At 63.2% G+C, this 25,208-nt stretch carries 22 protein-coding genes; 13 read left to right on the forward strand and 9 right to left on the reverse strand.

Annotation, left to right across the window (positions count from 1 at the left end; genetic code table 11):
* Positions 1-722: molybdopterin cofactor-binding domain-containing protein (locus tag Q0S16_RS23175; protein ID WP_295853748.1), on the reverse strand; the 722-nt coding region annotated here is incomplete at its 3' end.
* Between the two features lie 88 nt (positions 723-810).
* Positions 811-1,296 carry a 2Fe-2S iron-sulfur cluster-binding protein gene (locus tag Q0S16_RS23180; protein ID WP_295853751.1) on the reverse strand — a complete coding sequence of 162 codons (486 nt, stop codon included), beginning with the start codon at positions 1,294-1,296 and terminating at the stop codon, positions 811-813.
* Between the two features lie 295 nt (positions 1,297-1,591).
* On the opposite strand from Q0S16_RS23180, the gene Q0S16_RS23185 reads away from it, so the two are divergent.
* From Q0S16_RS23185 to Q0S16_RS23195, 3 genes are all read left to right on the forward strand, one after another.
* Positions 1,592-2,263: a 3-oxoacid CoA-transferase subunit A gene (locus tag Q0S16_RS23185; protein ID WP_295853753.1), complete on the forward strand. Its 672-nt coding sequence runs from the start codon at positions 1,592-1,594 to the stop codon at positions 2,261-2,263.
* A complete protein-coding gene (locus tag Q0S16_RS23190) occupies positions 2,260-2,952 on the forward strand; it encodes a 3-oxoacid CoA-transferase subunit B (protein WP_295853755.1) in 693 nt (230 codons plus the stop codon). Before Q0S16_RS23185 ends, Q0S16_RS23190 begins: the two co-directional genes overlap by 4 nt.
* Before the next feature lie 175 nt (positions 2,953-3,127).
* Positions 3,128-5,173, forward strand: a complete 2,046-nt coding sequence (locus Q0S16_RS23195) for a HAMP domain-containing methyl-accepting chemotaxis protein (RefSeq protein WP_295853758.1) — start codon at positions 3,128-3,130, stop codon at positions 5,171-5,173.
* Positions 5,174-5,314: 141 nt separating this feature from the next.
* Here the strand turns inward: Q0S16_RS23195 and atzF are convergent, their stop codons facing one another.
* From atzF to Q0S16_RS23215, 4 genes are all read right to left on the reverse strand, one after another.
* On the reverse strand, positions 5,315-7,144 hold the full coding sequence (gene atzF / locus Q0S16_RS23200; RefSeq protein WP_295853760.1) for an allophanate hydrolase: 1,830 nt from the start codon (positions 7,142-7,144) through the stop codon (positions 5,315-5,317).
* 18 nt (positions 7,145-7,162) lie between these two features.
* Entirely contained in the window at positions 7,163-8,791 is a 1,629-nt protein-coding gene (locus Q0S16_RS23205; RefSeq protein ID WP_295853762.1) for a regulator, read from the reverse strand.
* A 16-nt stretch (positions 8,792-8,807) separates the two neighbouring features.
* Entirely contained in the window at positions 8,808-9,530 is a 723-nt protein-coding gene (locus Q0S16_RS23210; RefSeq protein ID WP_295853765.1) for an isochorismatase family cysteine hydrolase, read from the reverse strand.
* A 253-nt stretch (positions 9,531-9,783) separates the two neighbouring features.
* Positions 9,784-10,839: a polysaccharide deacetylase family protein gene (locus Q0S16_RS23215; protein WP_295853767.1), complete on the reverse strand. Its 1,056-nt coding sequence runs from the start codon at positions 10,837-10,839 to the stop codon at positions 9,784-9,786.
* A gap of 163 nt (positions 10,840-11,002) precedes the next feature.
* On the opposite strand from Q0S16_RS23215, the gene Q0S16_RS23220 reads away from it, so the two are divergent.
* The 4 genes from Q0S16_RS23220 to Q0S16_RS23235 all read left to right on the forward strand — a co-directional run bounded on the left by Q0S16_RS23220 (position 11,003) and on the right by Q0S16_RS23235 (position 15,598).
* A complete protein-coding gene (locus Q0S16_RS23220) occupies positions 11,003-12,400 on the forward strand; it encodes an OmpA family protein (RefSeq protein WP_295853777.1) in 1,398 nt (465 codons plus the stop codon).
* 1 nt (position 12,401) lies between these two features.
* Positions 12,402-12,695, forward strand: a complete 294-nt coding sequence (locus Q0S16_RS23225; RefSeq protein WP_295853778.1) for a hypothetical protein — start codon at positions 12,402-12,404, stop codon at positions 12,693-12,695.
* A 514-nt stretch (positions 12,696-13,209) separates the two neighbouring features.
* The gene (locus Q0S16_RS23230) at positions 13,210-14,268 is read left to right on the forward strand and encodes a UPF0104 family protein (RefSeq protein ID WP_295853779.1); all 1,059 of its coding nucleotides are present in this window, start codon (positions 13,210-13,212) and stop codon (positions 14,266-14,268) included.
* A 34-nt stretch (positions 14,269-14,302) separates the two neighbouring features.
* Positions 14,303-15,598: an ATP-binding protein gene (locus Q0S16_RS23235; RefSeq protein ID WP_295853780.1), complete on the forward strand. Its 1,296-nt coding sequence runs from the start codon at positions 14,303-14,305 to the stop codon at positions 15,596-15,598.
* Between the two features lie 15 nt (positions 15,599-15,613).
* On the opposite strand, the gene Q0S16_RS23240 is transcribed toward Q0S16_RS23235, so the two are convergent.
* The 3 genes from Q0S16_RS23240 to paoA are packed head-to-tail and all read right to left on the reverse strand — an operon-like array spanning position 15,614 to position 19,431.
* Positions 15,614-17,812 carry a xanthine dehydrogenase family protein molybdopterin-binding subunit gene (locus Q0S16_RS23240; RefSeq protein ID WP_295853781.1) on the reverse strand — a complete coding sequence of 733 codons (2,199 nt, stop codon included), beginning with the start codon at positions 17,810-17,812 and terminating at the stop codon, positions 15,614-15,616.
* Positions 17,813-17,824: 12 nt separating this feature from the next.
* Positions 17,825-18,775 carry a xanthine dehydrogenase family protein subunit M gene (locus Q0S16_RS23245; RefSeq protein WP_295853782.1) on the reverse strand — a complete coding sequence of 317 codons (951 nt, stop codon included), beginning with the start codon at positions 18,773-18,775 and terminating at the stop codon, positions 17,825-17,827.
* Complete coding sequence (paoA, locus tag Q0S16_RS23250; RefSeq protein ID WP_295853784.1) at positions 18,772-19,431, reverse strand: aldehyde dehydrogenase iron-sulfur subunit PaoA; 660 nt, start codon at positions 19,429-19,431, stop codon at positions 18,772-18,774. Before paoA ends, Q0S16_RS23245 begins: the two co-directional genes overlap by 4 nt.
* A 372-nt stretch (positions 19,432-19,803) precedes the next feature.
* On the opposite strand from paoA, the gene pstS reads away from it, so the two are divergent.
* From pstS to phoB, 6 genes are all read left to right on the forward strand, one after another.
* Entirely contained in the window at positions 19,804-20,814 is a 1,011-nt protein-coding gene (gene pstS, locus Q0S16_RS23255; protein WP_295853786.1) for a phosphate ABC transporter substrate-binding protein PstS, read from the forward strand.
* Positions 20,815-20,985: 171 nt separating this feature from the next.
* Positions 20,986-21,984 carry a phosphate ABC transporter permease subunit PstC gene (pstC, locus tag Q0S16_RS23260; protein WP_295853788.1) on the forward strand — a complete coding sequence of 333 codons (999 nt, stop codon included), beginning with the start codon at positions 20,986-20,988 and terminating at the stop codon, positions 21,982-21,984.
* A 2-nt stretch (positions 21,985-21,986) separates the two neighbouring features.
* A complete protein-coding gene (gene pstA, locus Q0S16_RS23265; RefSeq protein WP_295853790.1) occupies positions 21,987-22,832 on the forward strand; it encodes a phosphate ABC transporter permease PstA in 846 nt (281 codons plus the stop codon).
* Entirely contained in the window at positions 22,829-23,653 is an 825-nt protein-coding gene (gene pstB, locus Q0S16_RS23270; protein ID WP_295853792.1) for a phosphate ABC transporter ATP-binding protein PstB, read from the forward strand. Before pstA ends, pstB begins: the two co-directional genes overlap by 4 nt.
* A gap of 25 nt (positions 23,654-23,678) precedes the next feature.
* The gene (phoU, locus tag Q0S16_RS23275) at positions 23,679-24,389 is read left to right on the forward strand and encodes a phosphate signaling complex protein PhoU (RefSeq protein WP_295853794.1); all 711 of its coding nucleotides are present in this window, start codon (positions 23,679-23,681) and stop codon (positions 24,387-24,389) included.
* A 66-nt stretch (positions 24,390-24,455) separates the two neighbouring features.
* A complete protein-coding gene (phoB, locus tag Q0S16_RS23280) occupies positions 24,456-25,160 on the forward strand; it encodes a phosphate regulon transcriptional regulator PhoB (protein ID WP_295853795.1) in 705 nt (234 codons plus the stop codon).
* Positions 25,161-25,208: the final 48 nt, after the last annotated feature.

The following is a 25,208-nucleotide window of genomic DNA, read 5'->3' on the forward strand; positions in this document are numbered from 1 at the left end:
TGCGCGATATTGTAGAACGCCGACAATACCAGCCGGGCGACATGCGGATTTTGCGACGTCGTGTGCAGCGTAAAATGCTCTTCGGCGTCGTTGTATTCGGCGATCGCCGCGCGCGGCTCCATCGCATTAGGCACCAGACGATTGTTGACCAGTTCCAGCGACACCACGTTTGCAGCCTTGGCAAAGGCGTCGTTGACGGCCTTCTCCTCGCCGATCGCCCAGTCATAAACGACATTGCCGGGCGCTTCCGGATGCAGCTGCGGCGCGCCGGGCGCGATCGCGGCCTTGATATGCGCGACCGCCGGCAGCTCCTCATAGGTGACGACGACGGCTTCCGCGGCATCGCGGGCCTGGTTCTTGGTCTCGGCAATGACCACCGCGACGGCCTGGCCGACGAAGCGCACGGTGTCCGGCGCCATCGCGGGCCACGCCCCCATCTTCATCGGCGTGCCGTCCTTGGAGGACACCGCCCAGCCGCAGATCAGATTGCCGATCTTGTCGTCGACCAGTTGCTGCCCGGTGAGCACATCGACCACGCCGGGCATCGCCTTGGCCGCCGTGGCGTCAATGCCCTTCACTTTGGCATGGGCATGCGGACTGCGGACGAAATGCGCGTGGGTCAGGCCCAGCACCTTGATGTCGTCGACATAACGGCCGCGGCCGGTGATGAAACGCTTGTCTTCCTTGCGCACGACGCTCGCGCCGATGCCTTCCACGCCCATGATCATCTCCCTGTCGGAGTTTTTGTGCGCTGCCGTTTCTTTCGAAATCCGGCAGTTTCATTGAATTGAAATTCGCAATGGCACCGGATCACTCCGCTGCCTGGGCCACCTTCATGCGCGCGGCTGCGTCGAGCACCGATTTGACGATGTTGTGATAACCGGTGCAGCGGCAGATATTGCCTTCGAGCTCCTGCCGCACGGTGGCCTCGTCGAGGTCGCCGCCATGACGGTTCACGATGTCGATCGAGGCCATGATCATGCCGGGCGTACAGTAGCCGCATTGCAGGCCGTGATTGTCGCGGAACGCCGCCTGCATCGGATGCAACTCGTCACCGCGCGAAATGCCTTCAATGGTGGTGACATGGCTGCCATTGGCCTGGCCGACCAGCGTCGTGCAGGATTTCACCGCGCGGCCGTCGATATGCACGATGCAGGCGCCGCACTGGCTGGTGTCGCAACCGACATGGGTGCCGGTCAGATTGAGGGTTTCGCGGAGCAGATGGACGAGAAGGGTTCTGTCTTCGACATCGGCGGACACAGACTTGCCGTTGACCGTCAGTTTCACTGTGGACACGCGGACCTCCCGATATTTTTAATTATTCCAATTAGAAGCGCGAGCCGAAAACTTTGCAATGGGATTTTGGTTGAATGCTTGCGACCTGTCGCAGCGGCTTGCCCTTCCCGCCGAGGGGGCTTGTTCGGAGGCATCGCTTGCCTTGCGTTTCGAGGTGGGGAACGGGAAGCAGGCGTGCGCATCCGATGTGCAAATTTGTGCCTTTATGCCCGCCGTGCTTGATGCTCTATTCGCGCTGCAGCAAATACGGCAAGCAGCCGTAACGAAACAATAATTCCGCGACAGGGAGTTTGGCGTGATCGACAAGCAAGTGAATAATCTGGCGGAAGCCGTTGCCGGCGTGAAGGACGGCGCCACCGTGCTGGTGGCCGGCTTCGGCGCGGTCGGCGTTGCCGACGATCTGCTGGAGGCGCTGCACGAGCAGGGCGCGCGCAACCTGACGATCGTTGCCAATAATTCCGGCAATGGCGATGTCGGTCTCGCCCGGCTGATCAACTCCGGCCGGGTGGTCAAGGTGATTTGCTCCTATCCGCGCTCCGGCGACTACAGCGCCTTCCTGAATGCCTACCGAGCCAAGAGCCTGGAGCTCGAACTGGTGCCGCAGGGCACCATTTCGGAGCGGATGCGCTGCCATGCCGCGGGGCTCGGCGGCTTCTTTTCGCCGGTGTCGGCTGGCACCAAGCTGGCCGAGGGCAAGGAAACCCGCGAGATCGACGGCAAGTTGCACGTGTTCGAGAAGCCGTTGAAGGGCGACATCGCGCTGCTGCGCGCCGACAAGGCGGACCGCTGGGGCAATCTCACTTACATCAAGTCGGCACGCAATTTTAATCCGGTGATGGCGATGGCCGCCGACCTCAGCGTCGTGCAGGTCAACCAGATGGTCGAGCTGGGCAGCCTGGACCCGGAAGCGGTGGTGACGCCGAGTATCTTTATCGACCGCGTGGTCGTCGTCGGAGCAAATGCATGACTTTACCTTACAAGCCGCTCACTCGTGAACAGATGGCCTGGCGCGCCGCGCAGGATCTGCCCGAAGGCGCCTTCGTCAATCTGGGCATCGGCATTCCGACGCTGACCGCGAGCTATGTGCCGGATGATCGCGAAGTGATCTTCCACAGCGAGAACGGCGTCCTCGGACTCGGCCACAAACCGGAGCCCGGCATGGAAGATGAAAACCTGATCGACGCCGGAAAGAACTACACCACGCTGATTACCGGGGGCTGCTATGTGCACCACGCCGATGCCTTCGTGATGATCCGAGGCGGCCATCTCGATGTCAGCCTGCTCGGCGCCTTTGAGGTCTCCGAATCCGGCGATCTCGCCAACTGGACCACCGAGGACCCGGCGTTTCCGCCCGGCGTTGGCGGGGCGATGGATCTGGCGGTCGGCGCCAGGGAAATCCGCGTCATCATGGAGCACACCAGCAAGAAGGGCGAGCCGCGCATCGTCCGGCATTGCAGCCTGCCTTTGACGGCGGCGGGCTGTGTCAAGCGCATCTACACCAACCTCGCGGTGATCGACGTCACGCCGCGGGGGCTGTTCGTGGTGGAGATGGTGGACGGCATGACGCTGGAGCAATTGCAGGCACTCACCGAACCGAAGCTGCAACTCGCCGGCGAATGGCAGGCGCTGGCGCCACCGGTGGCTAAGGCGGCCTAGATCGGTAGCCAGCCCGGAAATTTCTGGCAACTTCCGGGCCGGCTGGCAACTTCTGGTGACAACGGTACGCGTTTACTCCCCTTTAGCCATTGCATTCTAATGTCGTGATGTCGGGGTTCTCAGGCGTAAGTCTGCGGGCAACACCGACGCTTGGGAGTGCGACCGGGAGCCTGCTGTGGAATCGAAGACCCTTGTTCTGCCCAATCCGAATTCGTCGAAATTTCCGTCGCTGCGGTTTCGCGCCAAGGTGACGGTGGGATTTGCCGCCGTGCTGGCGATCTCCGCACTCAGCATGGGCCTCGCTTATCTCGGCTTCGAGCGTGTCGCCACTGGCGTCGTCGCCTACCGCGGCAGCGTCGCCGAATCCGGCCTCGCCCGGACCATTGATCGCGAGCTGACCTCATACCAGAATCTGGCGCGCTATTACGTCATCACCGGCGCGGAAGCCGATTCTAAGGCCGCGCTTGCCGCCGAAGCCAGCCTGAAAAATGCCATCGAGCAGTCGATGAAGGCGACTACCAATCCGGCGCCGCTCGAGAAAATCACCCGGCTATCCCAGGAGTTCGCAGTCTTTTCGAAGGTGTTTGCCGACATTCTGGCGGTCAAGGGCAAGAACGATCAGATCGCCACGGGCCAGATCTCCCGGATGGCGCTGATGCTGCGCAACAAGCTGGATGATCTCGGTGACTCCGCCACTTTGGCGGGGCTCACATCGGTGCAGGACACGGTAAAGGATATCGCCACCCAGTTCATTACCGCGTCATCGCTGATGAATACCTATATCGGCCGCGCCGACGAGAAAATTGCCAACGCCGCCTTTGCGCGCACCAAGTTTCTCGAGACCTCGTTTGTGTCGATCTACGCCAATGACGAGCGCATTATCCAGAAGATCAAGGTCATCAGCGCCGATGTGAAGGCATATCGCGAGGCCTTCACCCAATATGTCGAGAATACCAAGGCCATCGACCTGCTGGCACGGCAGATGACCTCCACCGCGACGGCCATCACCAAACTCTCCGCCGCTATGAAAGATGACCTGCTGTCATATCAGCAGCAGCTCGAGCAGCAGTCCGACGCCGTGATCCATGATACCGAGCGCCAGGTCGCCGGCCTCGGTCTCGGTGGCTTCATTATCGGCGCGTTGCTCGCCGTTCTGCTCGGCAGAAGCATTTCGAAGCCGATGATCGCGATGTGCGCCGCGATGCGCCAACTCGCCGCCGGCGATTTCGACGTGGTGCTGCCGGGGCTCGGCCGTCGCGACGAACTCGGCGACATGGCTTCCGCCGTGGAGGAATTCAAGGTGCAGGCGGTGGCCAAGGCCGAGCGCGATGCCGCTGCCAATGACGAACATAACCGTTCCGCCAGCGCTGCCCGCCGCTCCGAACTGATCCGCTTCGCCGATGATTTCGAATCCGCCGTCGGCGCGATCGTGTCGAATGTGTCGGCCTCGGCCGGCCAGCTCGAATCGGCCGCCAGCACGCTGACCCGGACCGCGGAAACTACCGAAGGCCTGTCGGGCCGGGTTGCCGGCGCGTCGGAAGAAGCTTCCTCCAACATGCAGTCGGTGGCCACCGCTACCGAGGAATTGTCGCAGTCGGTCACCGAGATCGGCCGCCAGGTACAGACCTCCAGCCGGATCGCCGACAATGCGGTGGCGCAGGCCGTGCAGACCGATGCGCGGATCAATGAATTGTCGCGCGCCGCGCAGCGGATCGGCGACGTCGTCAATCTGATCACGGCGATCGCCGAACAGACCAATCTGCTGGCGCTGAATGCGACCATCGAGGCGGCGCGGGCCGGCGAAGCAGGTCGCGGGTTCGCGGTGGTGGCGTCGGAAGTGAAATCGCTGGCCAGCCAGACGGCGAAGGCCACCGATGAAATCTCGGCGCAGATCGCCGGGATGCAGAGCGCGACGCAGGAATCGGTCACCGCGATCAAGCAGATCGGCAACACGATTGGAGAAATCTCCAGCATTGCCACGCAGATCGCCAGCGCCGTCGAGCAGCAGAGCGCCGCCACCCGGGAGATCGCGCAGAACGTGCAGCGCGTCGCCCACGGCACCCAGCAGGTCGCGGGCGATATCACGGCCGTCAACCGCGGCGCCACCGAGACGGGAGCAGCATCCGAGCAGGTGCTCAATTCCGCGCAGTCGCTGTCGAGCGAGAGCACGCGGTTGCGCGCCGAACTCGATCGCTTCATGGAAAATATCCGCGCGGCTTGATCAAGCTGAATCGTGCCCCGGAGGCGATGCAATACGAAGTATTGCTTCGCGGAGCCGGGGCCATAGCGGTCGACAGAGATTGATGCGGTCCGGCGCTGCGGGGCGCACGAAGAAGGCGGCACCGCGTCCGGGACGCGACAGCTATTTCTGAGGATCCGCGGCGTAAGCGCGCCAGCCGCCGAAATGCGAGATGTCGCGGGCATCCTCAACGGCGATAGGCTCCACCATAAAACCCTTGGCGCCCGAGCCGTCCGCCAGTTGCAGCGTGCCGATCGATAGCGGCGGCGGAATCGACGCGACGAATTTGCCGAACGCCGCCGCCGACAGCGACCAGATCTCGACGGCGATCGCCGAGCCGCTGCCTGCCTCGACGCGCAGCAATCCGGGCTTGGCCGGCGTGGTGCCGTTCAGCGCGTAGAACCGGTAGTCCGGCGCGGTGGTCGTGGCCCTGATCAGTCGTCCGCCGAGCGCGGTGAGCTCGCCGTTCAGCGCCATGCCCGACAGATGCGCGCCGACCACGACGATCGGGATGTCGTCGGATTTTGCTGCTGGCAGCGCCGCGAGCGGCGGCTGCGGCAGTTTCTTGCTGCCCAGTGGAAGCTTTGTATCAGCGTGAAATACGCGACCAAGGCTTGCCAGCTTCGCGTCGTCGCCGGCCGGTGCCAGCAGCGTGATGCCGAACGGAATGCCGTCGCCGCGCATCGCTGCGGGGATCGCCAGCCCGCACAGATCGAGCAGGTTGACGAAATTGGTGTAGGTGCCGAGCCGGCTATTCAGTTCGATCGGATTGGCCAGCACCTGCGCCGTCGAATAGGCCGTCGGCGCGGTCGGCAGTACCAGAGCATCGATGTCGGCGAACGCCGCCTCGGCGGTGCGCTTGAGGCCCTGCAGTCTGTATAATGCGGCAAATGTATCGGTGGCGCTCTGGCGCGCGCCGACGATGGTGATTTCTCGGGTCACCGGATGGATAGCATCCGGCGCCGAGGCCAGCAGGTCACGGATCACCAGCAGGCGCTCCGCCACCCACGGCCCGTCATAGAGCAGCCGCGCGGTCTCATAGAACGGCTCGAGGTCGAATTCGACCAGGGTGGCGCCGAGCGCGGTCCAGCGTTTCAGCGCGTCGGCATAGGCCTTTTCCGAGACCGTATCGCCGAAGAAGATCAACTGCCCGTTGCGCGGCACACCAAGCCGCAGGCCTTTCGGAAATTCGGAGAGCGCGCCAACGGTACGCTGCCTTGAAAACGGGTCATGGGCATCATAGCCGCCCATCACGTCGAGCGCCGCGATCGCATCGTCGACCGTCAGCGCAAAAATCGATACGCAGTCCAGCGTGCGGCAGGCCGGCACCACGCCGGCGGTCGGGACGAGGCCCAGGCTGGGCTTGAGCCCGACAATATTGTTGAGCATCGCCGGTACCCGGCCGGAGCCGGCGGTGTCAGTGCCGAGTGACAGCGGAACCAGACCGGCGGAGACGGCCACCGCCGACCCCGAACTCGATCCACCCGGAATCAGGTCGTCACGCACCGCGTTTTTCGGGATGCCGTAGGGTGAGCGCACGCCGACCAGCCCGGTGGCGAACTGGTCGAGATTGGTCTTGCCGATGATAATGGCGCCTGCGGCGCGTAGTCGTGCCACCGCGCTGGCGTCGCGGCTCGGCGTATAGGCGAAGGCGGGGCAGGCGGCGGTGGTCGGCAGGCCGGCAACGTCGATATTGTCCTTCACCGCGACCGGCACACCATAGAGCGGCAGCGTCGCCGGGTCTTTCGCGCCCAGCGCCTGCGCTTCCGCAATGGCGGACGCTTCATCGCGTAGCGCGATGAAGATCGCGGGATCGTTGTGATCGCGGATGCGCTGGAAACTGCGGGCGATGGTCTGCGCGGGGGTGACGGAGCCGGCGCGGTGCGCGGCGACGATGGCTGCGATGGTTTCGGTCACGCGGCGAACCTGCTGCGGATGGCGCCAATGCGCCATCCGCTGACGACAACGAATTTATTCGGCAGGTATTGCAAGGGATGGCTCCGGATGCTGCGGGACAGAAACAGTGGCCGTGCCGAACTTCTCCGCTGCGAAGAACCCGGCCGCGACCAGAGCATAGGCCAGCGCGACGCCAGGCGTCACCCCCCAACCACCGCCGGTCCCGATCGCCTCACCATGCATGAAGCCGAGATAGGTCAGGACCGCGCCGGCCAGCGCGAAGGCCGATGCGTTGACGAACTTGCGCTCGATCACAAACACCGCGATCGCGCCGAGCACCAGGCCGGTGAGGATCGAGCCACCGCCCATCACCTCGAGGCCGTGGAACAGCACGCCGTTCTGGCCCATTTTGGCGACAAAATCCGGCGCGTGCTGGGCGCCGAAATTCATGCCGGCGGCGCCGAGCGCGCCGGACAGCAGCACCGTGGCCCAGGCCGCCAGATGCGGCGTCAGCGACAGCGCGATCGCGGGAGCATGTTCACGCGGGGTGGTCTCGAACGCCTGCGCGCAGATCAGCATGCCGATGTACAGCAGGATCGGCGAGATCGCGACGACCGGGACGATCGCCAGCATCAGCGAGATGATGCCGAACCACGACAGCACCACCACCATGATGCCGGTAGCCGCCGAGTAGCCGATCCGGCCGCCCATCGCTTTCCAGCCGGGATGGCCGATGTAGACCGCATTGATGAAGGGGTTGCCCATCAGGCAGCCGATCAGCGACACGACGCCGTCGGCGGTGAGCACGCGGGTGGTCGGGTATTCGTCGCCGGCGGCTTCCGCGGACTCCACATTGTCCATCGCCTCGACCAGGTCGTAGATCCCGTAAGGGATGGCGGTAACAAGGATGATGCCAAGGAACTGGAAGCCGGAGAAGACGTGATCGATCGCCGGGATCGGCACCGAGAAGCCGAAATTGCCGAACGCCGCCGTGACCCCGGCGCCGCTGACACCGCCGACCCCGATGCCGAGCAGGTTGGAGCCCCACGCGATCACCATGCCCACGCCGATCGCCACCAGCCCGGCCGGAATGTTCTTCGGGTATTTGTAACCGCCGAACCAGCTCAGCAGGATGATGGCGAAACAGGTGAGACCAATCACCGGCGTCATGAACATTTCCAGCGCCGGACGCATCGCGATAAAGGTGATGGAGACGCCGGCCAGCGTGCCGAGCAGGGCCGCGCGCGGCGTCACCCTTCGGATGAACGGCGCGATAAAGCCGCCGATCATCAGGATGAAACTCTGGAAGAACACCCAGACGAGGCCTGCCTCCCAGCCCTTGACGGGATCACCGGTGGTGATGGCGATCGGTAGCATGATCACGAAGGTGACGATGAACATATGTGGCACGCTGATGCCCGAAGGCAGCGCGCAGACGTCGGAGCGACCGGTTTTTTGCGCTAGCTTGTAGGCGAGCCAGGCGTAATAGAAGGTCGACAGGCACATCATCAGGCCGAGCGCCGGCAGGATGCGGCCGAATACGATAGCGTCCGGCATCTTCAGCACGAAGCGCAACAGGCCCGTCAGTACCAGCATGTTGACGAGGATATTGGTGCCGAAACCGAAAAACGCATTCCAGTCGCCCGGCGTCCATAACATCGGCTTGAAATCGGATTTTCCGGCAGTCCCTGCGAACGTGTTCATGATGATGCTCCCGCTGCTAGATGGGTGAAGTCTCCACTACGTGTTCTTGCAAGTGTTCTTGGGCCATGGCTTGAAGGACGCTGGCGGAGTCGGAGACCCAACCAAAGATGCCGCCCTGGGCCTTGATCATCTTCAGGCCCATCTCGTGGAATTCCGGAAAGTAGGAGGCGCAGCCGTCGGCCAGCACGATGCAGCGATAGCCGCGGTCATTGGCCTCGCGAACGGTGGTGTTGACGCAGACTTCGGTAGTGACGCCGCAGACCAGCAGCGTGTCGATATCGCGTGCCTTCAAATCGGCGCCCAGCGTGGTGGCGTAGAACGCGCCCTTGCCGGGCTTGTCGATGACGAGCTCACCTTCGACCGGATACAGCGCGGGAATGATGTCGTGGCCCGCCTCGCCGCGGATCAGAATGCGCCCCATCGGGCCGGGGTCACCGATCCGCAACGACGGCGCGCCACGCTCGATCTTGGCGGGGGGCGCATCGGACAAATCGGGCAAGTGGCCTTCGCGGGTGTGGATGACCAGCAGACCGCTGTTACGCGCGGCCTTCAGCACGGCGGCGATCGGCGCGACGGCGCGGGCCAGTCGCGAGACGTCATTGCCGAGCGTCTCGCCAAACCCGCCAGGCTCCATGAAATCGCGCTGCATATCGATGATCAAGAGAGCCGTGCTGCCCCAGTCAACCAAAATGGGAGCGGGCTCGGCGTTGACGGTTGTTGTATGCAGCGAGTGCGCCATTGCCGAATCTCTCCCGGAGCCATGCACCTCTCATAGTTAATCAAGCAATCGGCATGCCATTGTGTGCAAGGTGCCTCCGCGATATTGTTTATTCAAAATATGAAGTGTTATCAGCGTTGAATTCCGGATTTTCGTGTTCCGAAATCGACCCAGAGAGCAGCGGGAGCTGGTTAATTGCTCAATCTATAGGCTCGGCTGTATTAAACGGCATCGTCCGGAATCATCAGTGCGATGACCGGCGGTGAGCTGCTGGTCACGCCGTTCCGCGGCGAAACCCGTTCCACACCGCGGTGGCCGCGCCGGAGGTCAGCACGGGCAGGTAGCGGGTATCCTGAAAATTGCCGTTCAGCGAGACCCGCGGCAGCGCGGTGAGTTGCTCGGAACTGTCGGCGAAGATCACGCCGGGCCGAGTCGTCACAGCGGTACGGAAACCGGCCGTCCGCGCCAGCGCAAATTCGCGCGGGCCGGCGGCTTGGCGATCGCCATAGGGATAGGCCAGATCGACGGCGGGACGTTGCAGTGTCGCTTCGATGCGCTCACGGCTGGTCGTTAGTTCGTGCAGCGCCATTGCCTCGGACTGTTTGGCAAGATTGCCGTGGCTGACGGTGTGGGCGCCGATCGTAACCAGGGGGTCGGCGGCGAACGGCTTCAATTCGTCCCAAGACAGGCAGAGTTCGCGGCTGATCGCGTCTTCGTCGACACCATGGGCGGCGCATAATGCCGACATTTCGCGGCGGATATCGAGATCGCCCGGCAGGCCGCGCAGCCAGCCATGCAAGCGGTCATAGGCGGTCGCCTTGCCGGGCAGCGTCGAGGTATCCAGGCGAATGATTCGGCCGTCGATCGGGGCGTCGATCACATCGGCGCTTGCGACCACCCGTTCCAGCGCGATCCACCACAGCCGGCCGGCGCCATCGGCGAAATCACTGGCGACGTAGACGCTGAACGGCGCGTCGAAGTCCCGCATCGCCGGAAGTGCGAAGTCGCGGTTGTCGCGATAGCCGTCGTCGCAGGTGAAGCAGGCGAAGCGCCGTGCAAAATCCCGTTCGGCCAGCCGTCGCCGCACCTCCTCGGGGGGCACGATGTCGATGCCCGAGGCGCGGATATAGGCCAGCGTGGCCCGCAGGAAGTCCGGGGTGATTTCAAGATGACGGTTCGGCTGAAACGGCCCGGCCTGCGCTGGGCGAACGTGATGCAGCATGAAGACGGTGCCAACACCGCCAAAAATCGGTCGCAGCACGCGGTGGGCGCCGCTGAAATACAGCGCGTCCAGCCCGGCACGGATCATGTTGGTACGGATCTGCTTCATCGTATGACCAAGCAATTGATGCTACCCACCAGACATAATCAGCAACGGTTGAATAACCGTTACCCCACTACCCGCCGGCGCACCATAGCGAATGGCGATTTCAGTTTGACAGCCCCGCAAGGGTTTGTTTTCTCTCTGCTTCCAGACCTCCGCAGGAACTCGAATGTACGGACTTTTCAGGTGGAGCGGCAAATGGTGGCCCGGCCTCGTTCCCCTCGCCATCCTGTGGGCGCTGGCCGCCTGGAGCACGACGTTGCCGTTGGAGGCGGATCTGGCGGCGCGCAGCGGCGCGTCGCTGAAGAATACCGTGCTCGACAAGACCCGGATCGTTGTTGGCGGCCGTGACGTCTCGTTCGATGCCGAGGCATTCTCCGAAGACGGCCGGCGCAGCGCGGTTTCGTCGGTGGAGGCGGTGCCCGGCGTGCGGCTGGTCAATGATAACACCCGTCTGGTTGCCGAGGCCAAGCCATTCATCTGGGTCGCCGAGCGCGACAATGTGCGGGTGACGTTGTGGGGTACGGCGCCGCTGCCGGCCAGCAGAGCGCGCATTGTCGAGACCGCGCGCGCGGCGCTCAACGGTACCGAGGTGTCGGACCGCATGGGGCTGAAACGTGGCGCGCCGCCGCGCTTTGATGCCGCGGCGCTGCTGCTGATCGACCAGATCTCCAAGCTGAAGGACGGCAAGATCACGATCACGGACAGCAATGTCAGCCTCTCCGGCATGGCGCGTGAGCTCGGCGGCCGCGAGGCCATCGCCGCCGCGCTGAAGAATCTTCCGGACGGATTTACGGTCACGACCAATGACGTCAAGGCGCCGCCCTATATTTTTCAGGCCAACAAGGACCCGGTCGCAGTGACGTTGACGCTAAGCGGCTATGTTCCCGACAACAACGTGCATGCCGCGTTGGCCGGCGCCGCCGGCCGCAAATTTGCCAATGAGAAGATCCTCGATAACCTCAAGGCCAGCATCGGCGCGCCCGCCGGTTTCGCGGCAGCGGTGACCTCGGCGCTTGGCGCCTTGTCACGGCTGTCGACCGGTACGCTGGTGGTGTCTGACCGCGAGGTCAAGCTGTCCGGCGACGCCCTGTATGAGGTCGCCGCCGATCGGATTCGTGCTGGTCTCACACGCGAATTGCCGCCGGGCTGGCAGACCAAGGCAGAAGTCTCGGTCAAGCCGGCCGCTTCGCCGGTGGATTCCACCGTGTGTCAGCAACTGTTCGTGCAGAACCTCACCAAGGGCCGGATCCGGTTCGAGACCTCCAGTGCCACCATTAATGCGGATTCCGCCGGGCTGCTCGATCGTCTGATCGAGATCGCGATGCGCTGTCCCACCACCAATTTCGAGATCATCGGCCACACCGACGGCGATGGCGATCCCGCTTTCAACCAGACGCTGTCGGAAAAGCGGGCGCAGGCAGTCGAGGATTATCTAGTCGCGGCGGGCCTGCCGGAATCCCGCTTCACCACTACCGGCTACGGCAGCAGCCAGCCGATCGCGGTCAACGACACCGACGATGGCAAGCTGCAAAACCGCCGCATCGAATTCGTGGTAAGGCAATAGCATGATCTATCTGGCGATGTTTCTGTGGGGCTGGCTGTTCGGTGCTTTCCTGATAGGTTTCGGCATGGGCTGGATCGCGGTGGTCTATCGTGGCACCTCGGTGTCACGCGCCTGGAAGCAGCGGCTGGGCGTGCTGGCCGCCATCGTGGTCGGAATCGCGGCGGCCCGGCTGGTGCCCGGCCGGTTTGGCTACGGACTCGATCTCGGTCTCGCGCTGTTCGGCTGTTACCTGGTGGGCTGCGCGATCGGATCTTGGCTGCGCGATTGGGTGGTGTCGCGTCAGGTGACGGCATGAGCCTGGCGGCGCATTGTCGAATGTTCGGCCGCTACAATGCTGGGGCCAATGACCGGGGCTATCAGGCGGAGCGGCTTGGTCCCGAACAAACCGCGCCGACCGGGACGCCTTCTTCAAGTTGGTTCGTGGCACGCTGCGTCATCCGATGGTCACTGACCGGGTCTGGCAACAGCGTTATCGCGGCCAGGCTCATGCCCTGTTGACCGGATTGGCGCCGGAACTCGATCTGCTGGTCTCCCAACGCCTCTCCGCCGGGCCGGCATCACATGTCACGAATGGTTCATCATGGCGTGAGATGGCGTCCCGCTGCCATTTTGTCGCGACATCACCGGTAAACCACGGCACTGGTTTGTTAGGGATCAGCTAATATATCAATCCTGCGTGTTTTTCACTCAGGCGCGCGAATTCCACTTTTCCGCAAAACACGCTAGGACAGACCGTCCTGAAAAAATGAGACGGTGGTTGCGCGGCGATTATATGCTGCCAATGATCTGGGATCGCATTCGAGGTTGAGATGCTGGAAGCAATACGCAGGGCGGTCTCGTTTCTGCGCGACAAGCAAATCCTGCACAAGCTCGGTGTTCTGTTCAGCGTCGCCGTGATCGGCTTCGCCTGCTACATGCTCTATCACAAGCTGCGCAACATCAACGGTCCCGCCGTCTATGAGGCAATGAAGGCGACCGAACCGAGACTGATCGGCCTTGCCGCGCTGTCGGTAGCCGCTGGCTATTTTACGTTGACCTTCTACGACTGGTTTGCCGTGCGGGCGATCGGCCGCCGCGATATCCCCTATCGCGTCAATGCGCTGGCCGCGTTTTCCAGCTATTCGATCGGCCACAATGTCGGCGCCAGCGTGTTTACGGGCGGGGCGGTCCGCTACCGGATCTATTCGGCCTGGGGCCTTAATGCGATTGACGTCGCCAAGATCTGTTTCCTGGCCGGGCTGACCTTCTGGCTCGGCAATGCCGCGGTGCTCGGTATGGGCATCGCCTATCATCCGGAAGCCGCCAGCGCGATCGATCAGCTGCCGCCCTGGCTCAACCGGCTGTTTGCCTTCGCGATCTTGCTCGGCCTTGCCTGTTATGTGGCATGGGTCTGGATCAAGCCGCGCAGCGTCGGCCGCGGCCCGTGGTCGGTGATGCTGCCGGGCGGCCCGCTGACGCTGCTGCAGATCGTGATCGGCATCGTTGACCTCGGCTTCTGCGCGCTGGCCATGTACATGCTGGTGCCCGACGAGCCCAATCTCGGTTTTGTGGTGGTCGCGGTGATCTTTGTCTCCGCCACCCTGCTCGGATTTGCCAGCCACTCACCTGGCGGCCTTGGCGTGTTCGATGCCGCGATGTTGATCGGGCTGTGGCAGATGGACAAGGAAGAATTGCTGGCCGGCATGCTGCTGTTCCGCGTGCTGTATTATCTAGCGCCGTTCTTTATTTCCGTCATTCTGCTGACGTGTCGCGAGCTTATTGTCAGCGCGCGCTCGAAGAAGCTGCAGGCGATCGCGGTGGCGGTTGAGGCTGATCCCCACAAGGGCATCGGTCGTCCCCTGAAAGAACATGGCGGCTCCGGCGCCTGATCCCGCCCCCCGGAGCAGGAAGAGAACCCGCCAGATGGCCGTCGAAGCTTCTCCCCCGACATTGTTTTCGCCTTGGCCGGACCGATTGCGGCATTCCGCGATCATCCTGCTGGCTGCCGGCCTGGCGCTGATCGCGCTGGTGATGTTCGGCGAACTGTCGCCGACCCGTGCCGGCATTGCCTTCGCCTGCATCGCAGGCGCCGCGCTGGTGCCGTGGCGCCTGCACGATGTGGCGACGTCGCGCGAGGAAGTATTGGGCGACAATCCGGTGGAAGCGCCCGCCGTACGCGCCATCATCGCCGGCATGCCGGATCCCGCCGTGCTGCTCGACCGCGCCGGGCGCGTCATTCATTTCAACGGCGCGGCCGCGCAACTGGCGCCGGCGCTGCGCAAGAACGAACTGGCGCAGTTCGCCTTGCGCTCGCCCGAGATCGTCACCGCGCTGCGGGAATCCATCGCCACCACCGAGCCGCGCCGTGCCACCTATCTCGATCACGTCCCGGTCGATCGCTGGATGGAGCTGATCATTACGCCGTTGTCGGTTCCGACCGCGTTCGGTGGCCTTGACACCTGCATGTTGCTGACGTTTCACGATCAGACCCCGCTGCGTCGGGTGGAAGAAATGCGCGCTGATTTCGTCGCCAATGCCAGCCATGAATTGCGTACGCCGCTGGCGGCGTTGTCCGGTTTCATCGAAACCCTGCAGGGCCCGGCGAAGGACGACGCCAAGGCACGCGAACGATTCCTGGGCATCATGCATACCCAGGCGAGACGAATGGCGCGGCTGATCGATGATCTGCTGTCGCTGTCACGGGTTGAACTCACCGCCCATGTACGGCCCGACATGCAGGTCGATATCCTTCCCATCATCCGCCAGGTCGGCGATGGCCTCGAACCGCTCGCCGCCGAGCGTCACGTCAAGATCGAGATGGCGCTTCCGGATGCCCCGGTGGTGATCGCTGGTGACCGCGAGGAATTGTTGCGTCTGTTCGAGAACCTGATCGAGAACGCGCTGAAATATGGTGCGTCAGGCGGGCGCGTAGTGGTGTCGGTGACCGCGGCCGCCACTGGCGAGGGGGTGCCGGAGGTGCGCGTCGCGGTGCGCGATTTCGGGCCCGGGATCGCGCCGGAACATCTGCCGCGTCTGACAGAACGGTTTTACCGAGTCGATGTCGGCGACAGCCGCGCGCAGGGCGGCACCGGCCTTGGCCTGTCACTGGTGAAACATATTCTCAACCGGCATCGCGGCCGGCTGTTGATCGAGAGCGTGCCGAAAAATGGCGCCACCTTCACCGCGGCCTTCCCGAAGGTGCCGTCCGCGGTGAATTGAGTTGCTTCGCCCAGATCAGGCGGCGACCGGAAGTTTCTTCAGAACCTTGTCCAGCGTCAGCGGATAATCGCGAATGCGGACGCCGCTGGCATTGTAGACCGCGTTGGCGATGGCCGCGCCCACGCCGCAGATACCCAATTCACCGACGCCCTTGGCCTTGATCGGCGACGATTTGTCGTCGCGCTCCTCGAGGAAGATCACGTCGAGATCGGGAACGTCGGCATGCACCGGCACCTGGTACTCGGCGAGATCGTAGTTGACGAAGTAGCCATGACGGGTATCGACGACGTGCTCTTCCATCAGTGCCGCGCCGATCCCCATGGTCATGCCGCCGAGGCACTGGCTGCGCGCGGTCTTCGGGTTGATGATGCGACCGGCGGCGCACACGCTCAGCAGCCGTCGAACCCGGACCTCACCGGTTGCCGTATCGACGCCCACTTCTGCGAAATGCGCGCCGAATGCCGCCTGCGCGAATTTCTTGGTGAGGTCGCCGAACGTGATGGAATCTTCCACCGTGATGCTGGCCGAACCAACGATTTCTGTCAGGTCGACGCTGCGTCCCGCGGTGACGATCTTGCCTTCTGCAAAGATCAGGTCGGTGGAATTGAACCCGGCCTTGGCGGCGATGGCGCCACGCAATTTTTCACAGGCGGCATAGACGCCCGCGCTGGCGCTGTTGGCGCCCCATGATCCGCCCGATCCGGCCGAATGCGGGAAGTCGCTGTCGCCGAGTTTGACGCGGACCTGCGCCATCGTCAGGCCCAGCATCTCCGCGCCGATCTGCGCCAGGATGGTGTAGCTGCCGGTTCCGATATCGGTCATCTGCGTCTCGATGGTCAGTACGCCCTTGCCGTCGAGGGTGACGCGCGCGCCGGATGGCTGCACCAGATTGCTGCGGATCGCTGAAGCGACGCCAATCCCGACCAGCCACTGGCCATCGCGAACCATCCCCGGCTTGGCATTGCGCTTGTCCCAGCCAAATTTCTCGGCGCCCGTGCGCAGGCATTGGACAAGCCCGCGGGTCGAGAACGGTCGGCTCGGACCCTTTTCAGGATCAAACTGGGTATCGTTCTTGATGCGGAGCTCGATCGGATCGATCGCCAGTTTTTCCGCCAGCTCATCCATCGCGCATTCCAGCGCCAGCAGCCCGACAGCCTCGCCGGGCGCGCGCATCGCGGCGCCGAGCGGCAAATCGAGCAGCGTCATCCTGACCCGGGTCATGCGGTTGGCGCCGGCATAAAGCAGCCGGGTCTGATCGGCCGCATTCTCCGGTTCACCGCCGGCCTGGTTGCCGCACCATACTTCGTGGCCGATAGCGGTCAGGGTGCCGTCGCGCTCGGCGCCGAACCGCAGCCGCTGGATCGTCGCCGGGCGATGGCTGGTGTGGTTGTAGATCTGGGGCCGGGTCAGCGCCACCTTGACCGGGCGGTTGAGTTGTTTTGCGGCTACCGCTGCCAGGATCGGATCGCTGTAGATTTTCAGCTTCGAACCAAAGCCGCCGCCGACATAGGCCGAGACGATCCGTACCTTGTCCTTGGCGATGCCCAGCGTGCTGGCGACCCCGTCGACGGCCCAGTGCACGATCTGGTGCGACGTGTAGAGCGTCAGTTTGTCGCCTTCCCACATCGCCACGCTGGCCTGGGGTTCCATCATCGAATGCGCCTGATCCGGCGTGGTGTAGCTAACGTCGAGGGTCACGGGCGCGGAAGCCATCGCGCCGTTGAAGTCGCCGATATTGGTGTCGGGCACGTCGTCGGGCATTGTGCCCTTGCTCTTCTCGGCGGCGAGGTCGAAGCGACCCGGGCTGATCGTATAATCGACGCGGATCAGCCGCGCGGCGCTGCGTGCCTGTTCGAAAGTCTCCGCCACGACCAGAGCTACCGCCTGGTCAAAATTCCGGACGTCGGGGCCCTGTAACTGCGGTGCATTATGACGGCCGTCTTTCGACTGCTTCGGTGCATTCTTGTGTGTCAGCACCAGCAGCACGCCGGGGGACTTTTCCGCGGCGGCGGTATCGATAGCGGCGATGCTGCCCTTGCCGATTGAGGCGCCAAGGATGAAGCCATAGGCGGCGTTAGGAGCCTCGGCATGGTATTCATAGGCGTAGGTCGCGCGTCCGGTCACCTTGACGGGACCATCGATGCGGTCATGCGGCTTGGTGACGACGATCTCGCGGTCGATCGGATTCTGTGCGGCGGGAGTGTTGAAATCCATGGTGTATTTCCTCTAGCCGTTAGCCTGCGCGACGACGGATGACAGCGTGCGGCGCAACAGCGGCAATTTGAATTCGTTCTGTTCGGTAGTAGCCGCGCCCGCCAGCACGGCGTCGGCGACGGCCTTGGCGCCTTCCGACAGGCGCTGCTCGGCCGCCTCGACCCGCCAGGGCTTGTGGGCGACGCCGCCAAAGGCGAAGCGCGCGCCATTGTCCTTGGTGATTATCGCGGCCACCGACAGCGTTGCGAATGCATAGGAAGCCCGGTCGCGGACCTTGCGATAGATATGCGTGCCGCCGAGCGGTCTCGGCAACGTCACGGCGGTGATGAATTCACCGGGCTTCAGCGTCGTCTCGATGTCGGGCGTCGAGCCCGGCAGCACGTGGAAGTCCGCGATCGGAATCGTACGGCTGCCGCCATCGGGCGACACCGTTTCGATCACGGCATCCAGCGCACGCATCGCCACCGCCATGTCGGACGGGTGCGTCGCAATGCAAGCTTCGCTGGTGCCGAGAATAGCGAGGTTGCGGCTGAAGCCGCCGATCGCCGAGCAGCCGCTGCCCCGAGCGCGCTTGTTGCAGGGCTTCGTCGCGTCGTAAAAATACGGGCAGCGTGTCCGCTGCAGCAGGTTGCCGGCGGTGGTGGCTTTGTTGCGGAGCTGGCCGGACGCGCCGGACAGCAGAGCGCGGCTGAGAAGCGCGTAATCCTTCATCACGCGCTTCTCGGCGGCGAGGTCGGTGTTGCGCACCAGCGCCCCGATCCGCAGGCCGCCCTTGTCGGTCGGTTCGATGGCGTCAAGGCCGAGCCGGTTGACGTCGATCAGATGTGCCGGCGTTTCTATTTCCAGCTTCATCAGATCGAGCAGATTGGTGCCGCCGGCGATGAATTTGGCATTCGGGGTTGCGGCCGCAGCCGCGGCGGCTTCCTTGGCGCTGCTGGCGCGCTGATAGGTAAAGGCCTTCATGCGTTTTCTTTCTGCACGTCGTGGATCGCGGCGACGATGTTGGGATAGGCGGCGCAGCGGCAGATGTTGCCGCTCATGCGCTCACGAACCTCGTGGTCGGAGAACGACACGTTCATCAGGTCGTGGGTGACGTGGCTCGGAATGCCGGCCTTGATCTCGTCCAGCACCGCGACCGAGGAACAGATCTGGCCGGGCGTGCAATAGCCGCACTGGAAGCCGTCGTGCTTGACGAAAGCGGCCTGCATCGGATGCAACTGCTCGGGCGTCCCCAGACCCTCGATGGTGGTGATCTTGTCGCCTTCGTGCATCACCGCGAGCGACAGGCATGAATTGATGCGCCGGCCCTCGACGATCACGGTGCAGGCACCACACTGGCCGTGGTCGCAGCCTTTCTTGCTTCCCGTCAGATGCAAATGCTCGCGTAGCGTATCGAGAAGGGTGACGCGCGGGTCAAGCGCCAGGGTGTGAGGCTTTCCATTCACCGTGAGCGTAACGTCCATCTTGGGATATTCCGGAGTGGGGGAAGGGGAGGAAGGCGTTGCGGTGGCGGCCTGCGCCGACCCCGTGTGACCAGCGGCCAGCGCAAGCACGGCGCTGGCAACGATCACATCGCGGCGCGTGACATGGCTGCGGGAATGGGTCGGGTCTTCGGTCATGCAAACTCCGGGGCTACGCAGCGGGGCTGGGGGCGTTCAGTCGATCGCGCATGTTGCAGCGCGGGACGCCAATGAGAATGGTTCAAAACGGGGGATGTTCCGTGCCGCCGTGTCTAAATCGAGTGTGCGCTGCTGGACGCGGGATCACGCGGCCGTGATCGCACCGGGCGCTCCGGGTTACGGGTCGCCAAATCGTCCTAATTTCCCGTCAAACTTCGAATCAAATATCGAATTACGTAATCTTATCAATTAGATGAGACTGTCATCCAACTGTCACTTAATCATCATAAAAGGTCAACGGAGGCCGCTTAAACGGGGCCGCATGGGCACTACAGGCGCATCCGGCGCCTGGCTCAGCAGATGGAGACCATCATGAAATTGCTCAAGGCAATCGTCGCCGCAGGCCTTGTTGCCGCGTCGACGTCGGCATTCGCCGCCGACATCACTGGCGCTGGCGCCACCTTCCCGTTCCCGGTCTATTCGAAGTGGGCCGATGCCTACAAGAAAGAGACCGGCAACGGTCTGAACTACCAGTCGATCGGCTCCGGCGCCGGCATCAAGCAGATCCAGGTCAAGACCGTGACTTTCGGCGCCACTGATGCGCCGCTCAAGGCTGACGCGCTCGAGAAGGACGGACTCGTCCAGTGGCCGATGGTGATGGGCGCGATCGTTCCCGTCGTGAATCTCGAAGGCATCAACTCCGGCGAACTGGTGCTGTCCGGCGAGCTGCTCGCCGACATCTATCTCGGCAAGATTGCCAAGTGGGATGACGCCGCGATCGCCAAGCTGAACCCGAAGCTGAAGCTGCCTTCGGCCGCCATCACCGTGGTTCGCCGGTCGGACGGTTCGGGCACGACCTTCAACTTCACCGACTATCTTGCCAAGGCGAGTGCCGACTGGAAGACCAAGGTCGGTTCCGGCACCGCCGTCGAATGGCCGGTCGGCGTCGGCGCCAAGGGCAATGAAGGCGTCGCCGGCAATATCGGTCAGACCAAGAATGCGATCGGTTACGTCGAATACGCCTATGCGAAGCAGAACAAGCTGACCTACGCCGCGATGATCAACAAGGCTGGCAAGACCGTGCAGCCAACCGTTGCCGCCTTCCAGGCGGCTGCGTCGAATGCCGACTGGGCCAAGGCTCCCGGCTACTACGTGATCCTTACCGACCAGCCGGGCGAAGCTTCCTGGCCGATCACCGCCGCGACCTTTATCCTGATGCAGAAGACCCCGGCCGACAAGGCCGCATCGGCCGAAGCCATCAAGTTCTTCACCTGGGCGTTCGAGAAGGGTGACAAGATGGCGGAAGAGCTCGATTACATCCCGATGCCGGCTCCGGTGGTCAAGCTGATCGAAAAGACCTGGTCGGCTGATATCAAGAGCTGATTTGAATTTGTCGTTCCGGGGGCGCGAGCGGCTTGCTGCGAGCGAACCCGGAACCTCGAAATGTTCAAGAAATCTCCGGGATTCCGGGCCTGCGCCATCCGGCTTCGCCGTCTGTCGCATCCCGGAATGACAGCCAATCATCAAAAATAGCGTAACAAACAGGGGACTGGCGTGGCAGATATGGCCGTACAGAGCTCGTCGATGGATGCCGCCGGACCGTATGACCGTGCCAAGGCGCTCAACGCCTTCAAGTTCGGCGACCAGGCTTTCTACTGGATCACGCGCCTCTGCGCGCTGTCGGTGCTGCTGATTCTCGGCGGCATCATTGTGTCGCTGATCGCGGGCGCGTGGCCGGCGATGAAGGAGTTCGGGTTTTCGTTCTTGTGGACGCAGCGCTGGGCGCCGTCCGCCGATCCGCCGGTGCTTGGCGCGCTCGGCCCGGTCTACGGCACGCTGGTGACCTCGGTGATCGCGATGGCGATCGCCATTCCGGTCGGCCTGGGGATTGCGATTTTTCTGACCGAGCTGTGCCCGCAATGGCTGCGTCGCCCGATCGGCATGGCGGTCGAACTGCTCGCCGGCATTCCCTCGATCATCTACGGTATGTGGGGCTTCTTCGTGCTCGGCCCGTTTCTGGCCAACCACGTCCAGCCGTTCATGATCAACACCTTCGAAGGCGTGCCGGTGCTCGGTACCATTTTCGCGGGTCCGCCTTCTTATCTCAGCCTGTTCAACGCCGCTTTGATCCTCGCCATCATGGTGCTGCCTTTCATCACCTCGATCTCGGTCGACGTATTCAAGACGGTGCCGCCGGTGCTGAAGGAAGCCGCTTACGGCGTCGGCTGCACCACCTGGGAAGTCGTGCGCAATGTCGTCATCCCCTATACCCGCGTCGGCGTCATCGGCGGCATCATGCTGGCGCTGGGTCGTGCGCTCGGCGAGACGATGGCCGTGACCTTCATCATTGGTAATTCGTTCCGCATCACCGGCTCGGTGTTCGGGCCCGGCACCACGATCTCGGCGGCGATCGCCAGCGAGTTCGCGGAAAGCGACGGTTTGCACCAGTCCGGCTTGATCCTGCTCGGGTTGCTGCTGTTCGTACTGACCTTCTTCGTGCTGTCGGGCGCGCGCCTGATGCTGATGCGGCTTGAAAAGAAGGCGGGCAACTGATCATGAACCCGATTTACGCATCCCGCCGCCGCAAAGATTTCATGATCCGCGCGCTGTGCTTCGGCGCCGCGATCTTCGGCGTCACCTGGCTCGCGCTGATCCTGTTCACGCTGTTCTACAATGGCCTCGCCGGCATCAGCGTGCAGCTGTTCACCGAGAACACGCCGCCGCCCGGCTCCAAGGAGGGCGGCCTGCTCAACGCCATCGTCGGCTCGATCATCATGACGGTGATCGGCGTCGGGATCGGCGCGCCGCTCGGCCTGTTCGCCGGCACCTATCTGGCGGAATATGGCAAGAACGACCGTCTGACCTCCGTGATCCGCTTCATCAACGACATCCTGCTTTCGGCGCCCTCGATCATCATCGGCCTGTTCGTCTATGGCGCGGTGGTGGTGCCGATGGGCGGCTTCTCGGCTTTTGCCGGCTCGCTAGCGCTGGCCGTGATCGTCATCCCGGTGGTAGTGCGAACCACCGAGGACATGCTCGGCCTGGTGCCCAACCCGCTGCGCGAGGCGGCGTCGGCGCTCGGCCTGCCGCGCTCGCTGGTGATCAAGCGGATCGCCTATCGCGCGGCCCGAGCCGGTCTGATCACCGGTGTGCTGCTGGCGACCGCCCGTGTTGCCGGTGAAACCGCGCCGCTGCTGTTCACCGCGCTGAGCAACCAGTTCTTCAGCCTGGATCTCAGCAAGACGATGGCCAACCTGCCGGTGACCATCAATAATTTCGTTCAGAGCCCCTACGAGTACTGGAAACAGCTCGCCTGGAGCGGGGCGCTGATCATCACCCTGACCGTTCTTGCCCTGAACATTGGCGCGCGCATCCTTGGCGCCGAGAGGACAACCAAATGAGTGAGCTTTCCGTATCGTCGGGCGTTCCCACCATCGCGCTGCCGCCGCAATCGGCGCAGGGTGAGGCGCGTGCCAAAGTGTCTGTGCGCGACCTGAATTTCTATTACGGCGATCACCACGCCTTGAAGAAGATCAACCTGACGCTGATGGCCAATCGCGTCACCGCCTTTATCGGTCCGTCGGGCTGCGGCAAGTCCACGCTGCTGCGTATCTTCAACCGCATGTATGACCTCTATCCTGGCCAGCGCGCCGAGGGCCAGGTCATGCTCGACAGCCAGAACGTGCTCGACCCGCATCTCGACCTGAACCTGCTGCGCGCCCGCGTCGGCATGGTGTTCCAGAAGCCGACGCCGTTCCCGATGACCATCTATGAGAACATCGCCTTCGGTGTCCGGCTTTACGAAAAAATCTCCAAGTCGGAGATGGATGGCCGTGTCGAGAAGGCGCTGCGCAGCGGCGCGTTGTGGAACGAGGTCAAGGACAAGCTGAACGCCTCGGGCCTCAGCCTGTCAGGTGGCCAGCAGCAACGCCTGTGCATCGCCCGCACCATCGCGGTGCGGCCGGAAGTAATCCTGTTCGACGAGCCGTGCTCGGCGCTGGATCCGATCTCGACCGCCAAGATCGAGGAACTGATCGACGAGTTGAAGGAAGAGTACACGATCGCGATCGTCACCCATAACATGCAGCAGGCCGCCCGCGTCTCGGAGTCCACGGCTTTCATGTATCTCGGCGAGTTGATCGAATTTGGTCCGACCAACAAGATCTTCACCTCACCGAACGATCGCCGTACCCAGGATTACATCACCGGCCGCTTCGGCTGACGCGTTTATCGCGGGAGGAATAACCATGGCTTTCGAACACACCACCAAGGCCTTCGACGGCGACCTGCAGGAACTCACCCGTCTGGTCGCCGAGATGGGCGGGCTTGCCGAACGACAGATCACGGAGTCCGTCGATGCGCTGGTGCGCCGTGATATCGTGCTGGGTGCCAAGGTGGCCGCCGCCGATCAGGAGATCGACCAGCTGCAGCGGGTCATTGAGGAGCGCGCGGTGCTAACCATCGCGCGGCGCCAGCCGATGGCGGTGGATCTGCGCGAGATCGTCGGCGCCATGCGCGTCGCCACCGATCTGGAGCGGATTGGTGATCTTGCCAAGAACATGGGCAAGCGCGTCGCGTCGCTGGACAGCGACTTTCATCCGCTGAAGCTGATCCGCGGCCTCGAGCACATGACCGAACTGGTGCGGTCACAGGTCAAGGCGGTGCTCGATGCCTATGCCGCGCATGATCTGCCGGCCGCCATGGTGGTGTGGAAGGGCGACGAGGAAATCGACGCCATCTGCACGTCGCTGTTCCGCGAATTGCTGACCTACATGATGGAGGATCCGCGCAATATCAGTTTCTGTATCCATTTGATGTTCTGCGCCAAAAACATCGAGCGGATCGGTGATCACGCCACCAATATCGCGGAAACCGTCTTCTACATGATCGAGGGACAGGCGATCCTCGACAAGCGCCCGAAGGGCGACATGACCACCTTCGCGAACGCTCCCCTCTGAAAACATATTTCGCAGAACGGGCATCCGGTTTGACGACCGGGACACGCTGACTGAAAAGGTATCAATATGAACGCGCGCATCCTGGTGGTCGAAGATGAAGAAGCGCTTACCACGCTGCTGCGCTACAATCTCGATGCCGAAGGCTATGAGGTCGAGACGGTCGCCCGGGGGGACGACGCCGACACCCGATTGAAAGAGCGGGTGCCTGATCTGGTGGTACTGGACTGGATGCTGCCCGGCCTGTCCGGCATCGAACTGTGTCGCCGGCTGCGCGCGCGGCCGGAAACCAAGGCGCTGCCGATCATCATGCTGACCGCCCGCGGCGAGGAAAGCGAACGCGTCCGCGGCCTCGCCACCGGCGCCGACGACTATATCGTCAAACCGTTCTCGGTGCCGGAGCTGCTCGCACGTGTGAAGGGTCTATTGCGGCGCGCGGCGCCGGAACGTCTCGCCACCATTCTGGCGTTCGGCGATATCGAACTCGACCGTGACAAGCGTCGCGTGGTGCGGTCAGGTCGTCCGATCGACCTCGGTCCGACCGAATATCGCTTGCTGGAATTCTTCCTGGAGCATCCCGGCCGCGTGTTCAGCCGCGAGCAACTGCTCGACAGCGTCTGGGGCCGCGACATCTATATCGACGAGCGTACCGTGGACGTTCACATCGGTCGCTTGCGAAAACTGCTCAATCCCGGAGGCGAGATCGACCCGATCCGCACCGTCCGCGGTGCCGGCTACGCGCTGGATGACCGGTTCGACAAGGCGGCGGAGTAGGACGTTAGCGACGGCCTCTCGACCGTCATTGCGAGGAGCCCTTGCGAC

The sequence above is a fragment of the Tardiphaga sp. genome (genome assembly GCF_025356345.1).
Taxonomy (GTDB): domain Bacteria; phylum Pseudomonadota; class Alphaproteobacteria; order Rhizobiales; family Xanthobacteraceae; genus Tardiphaga.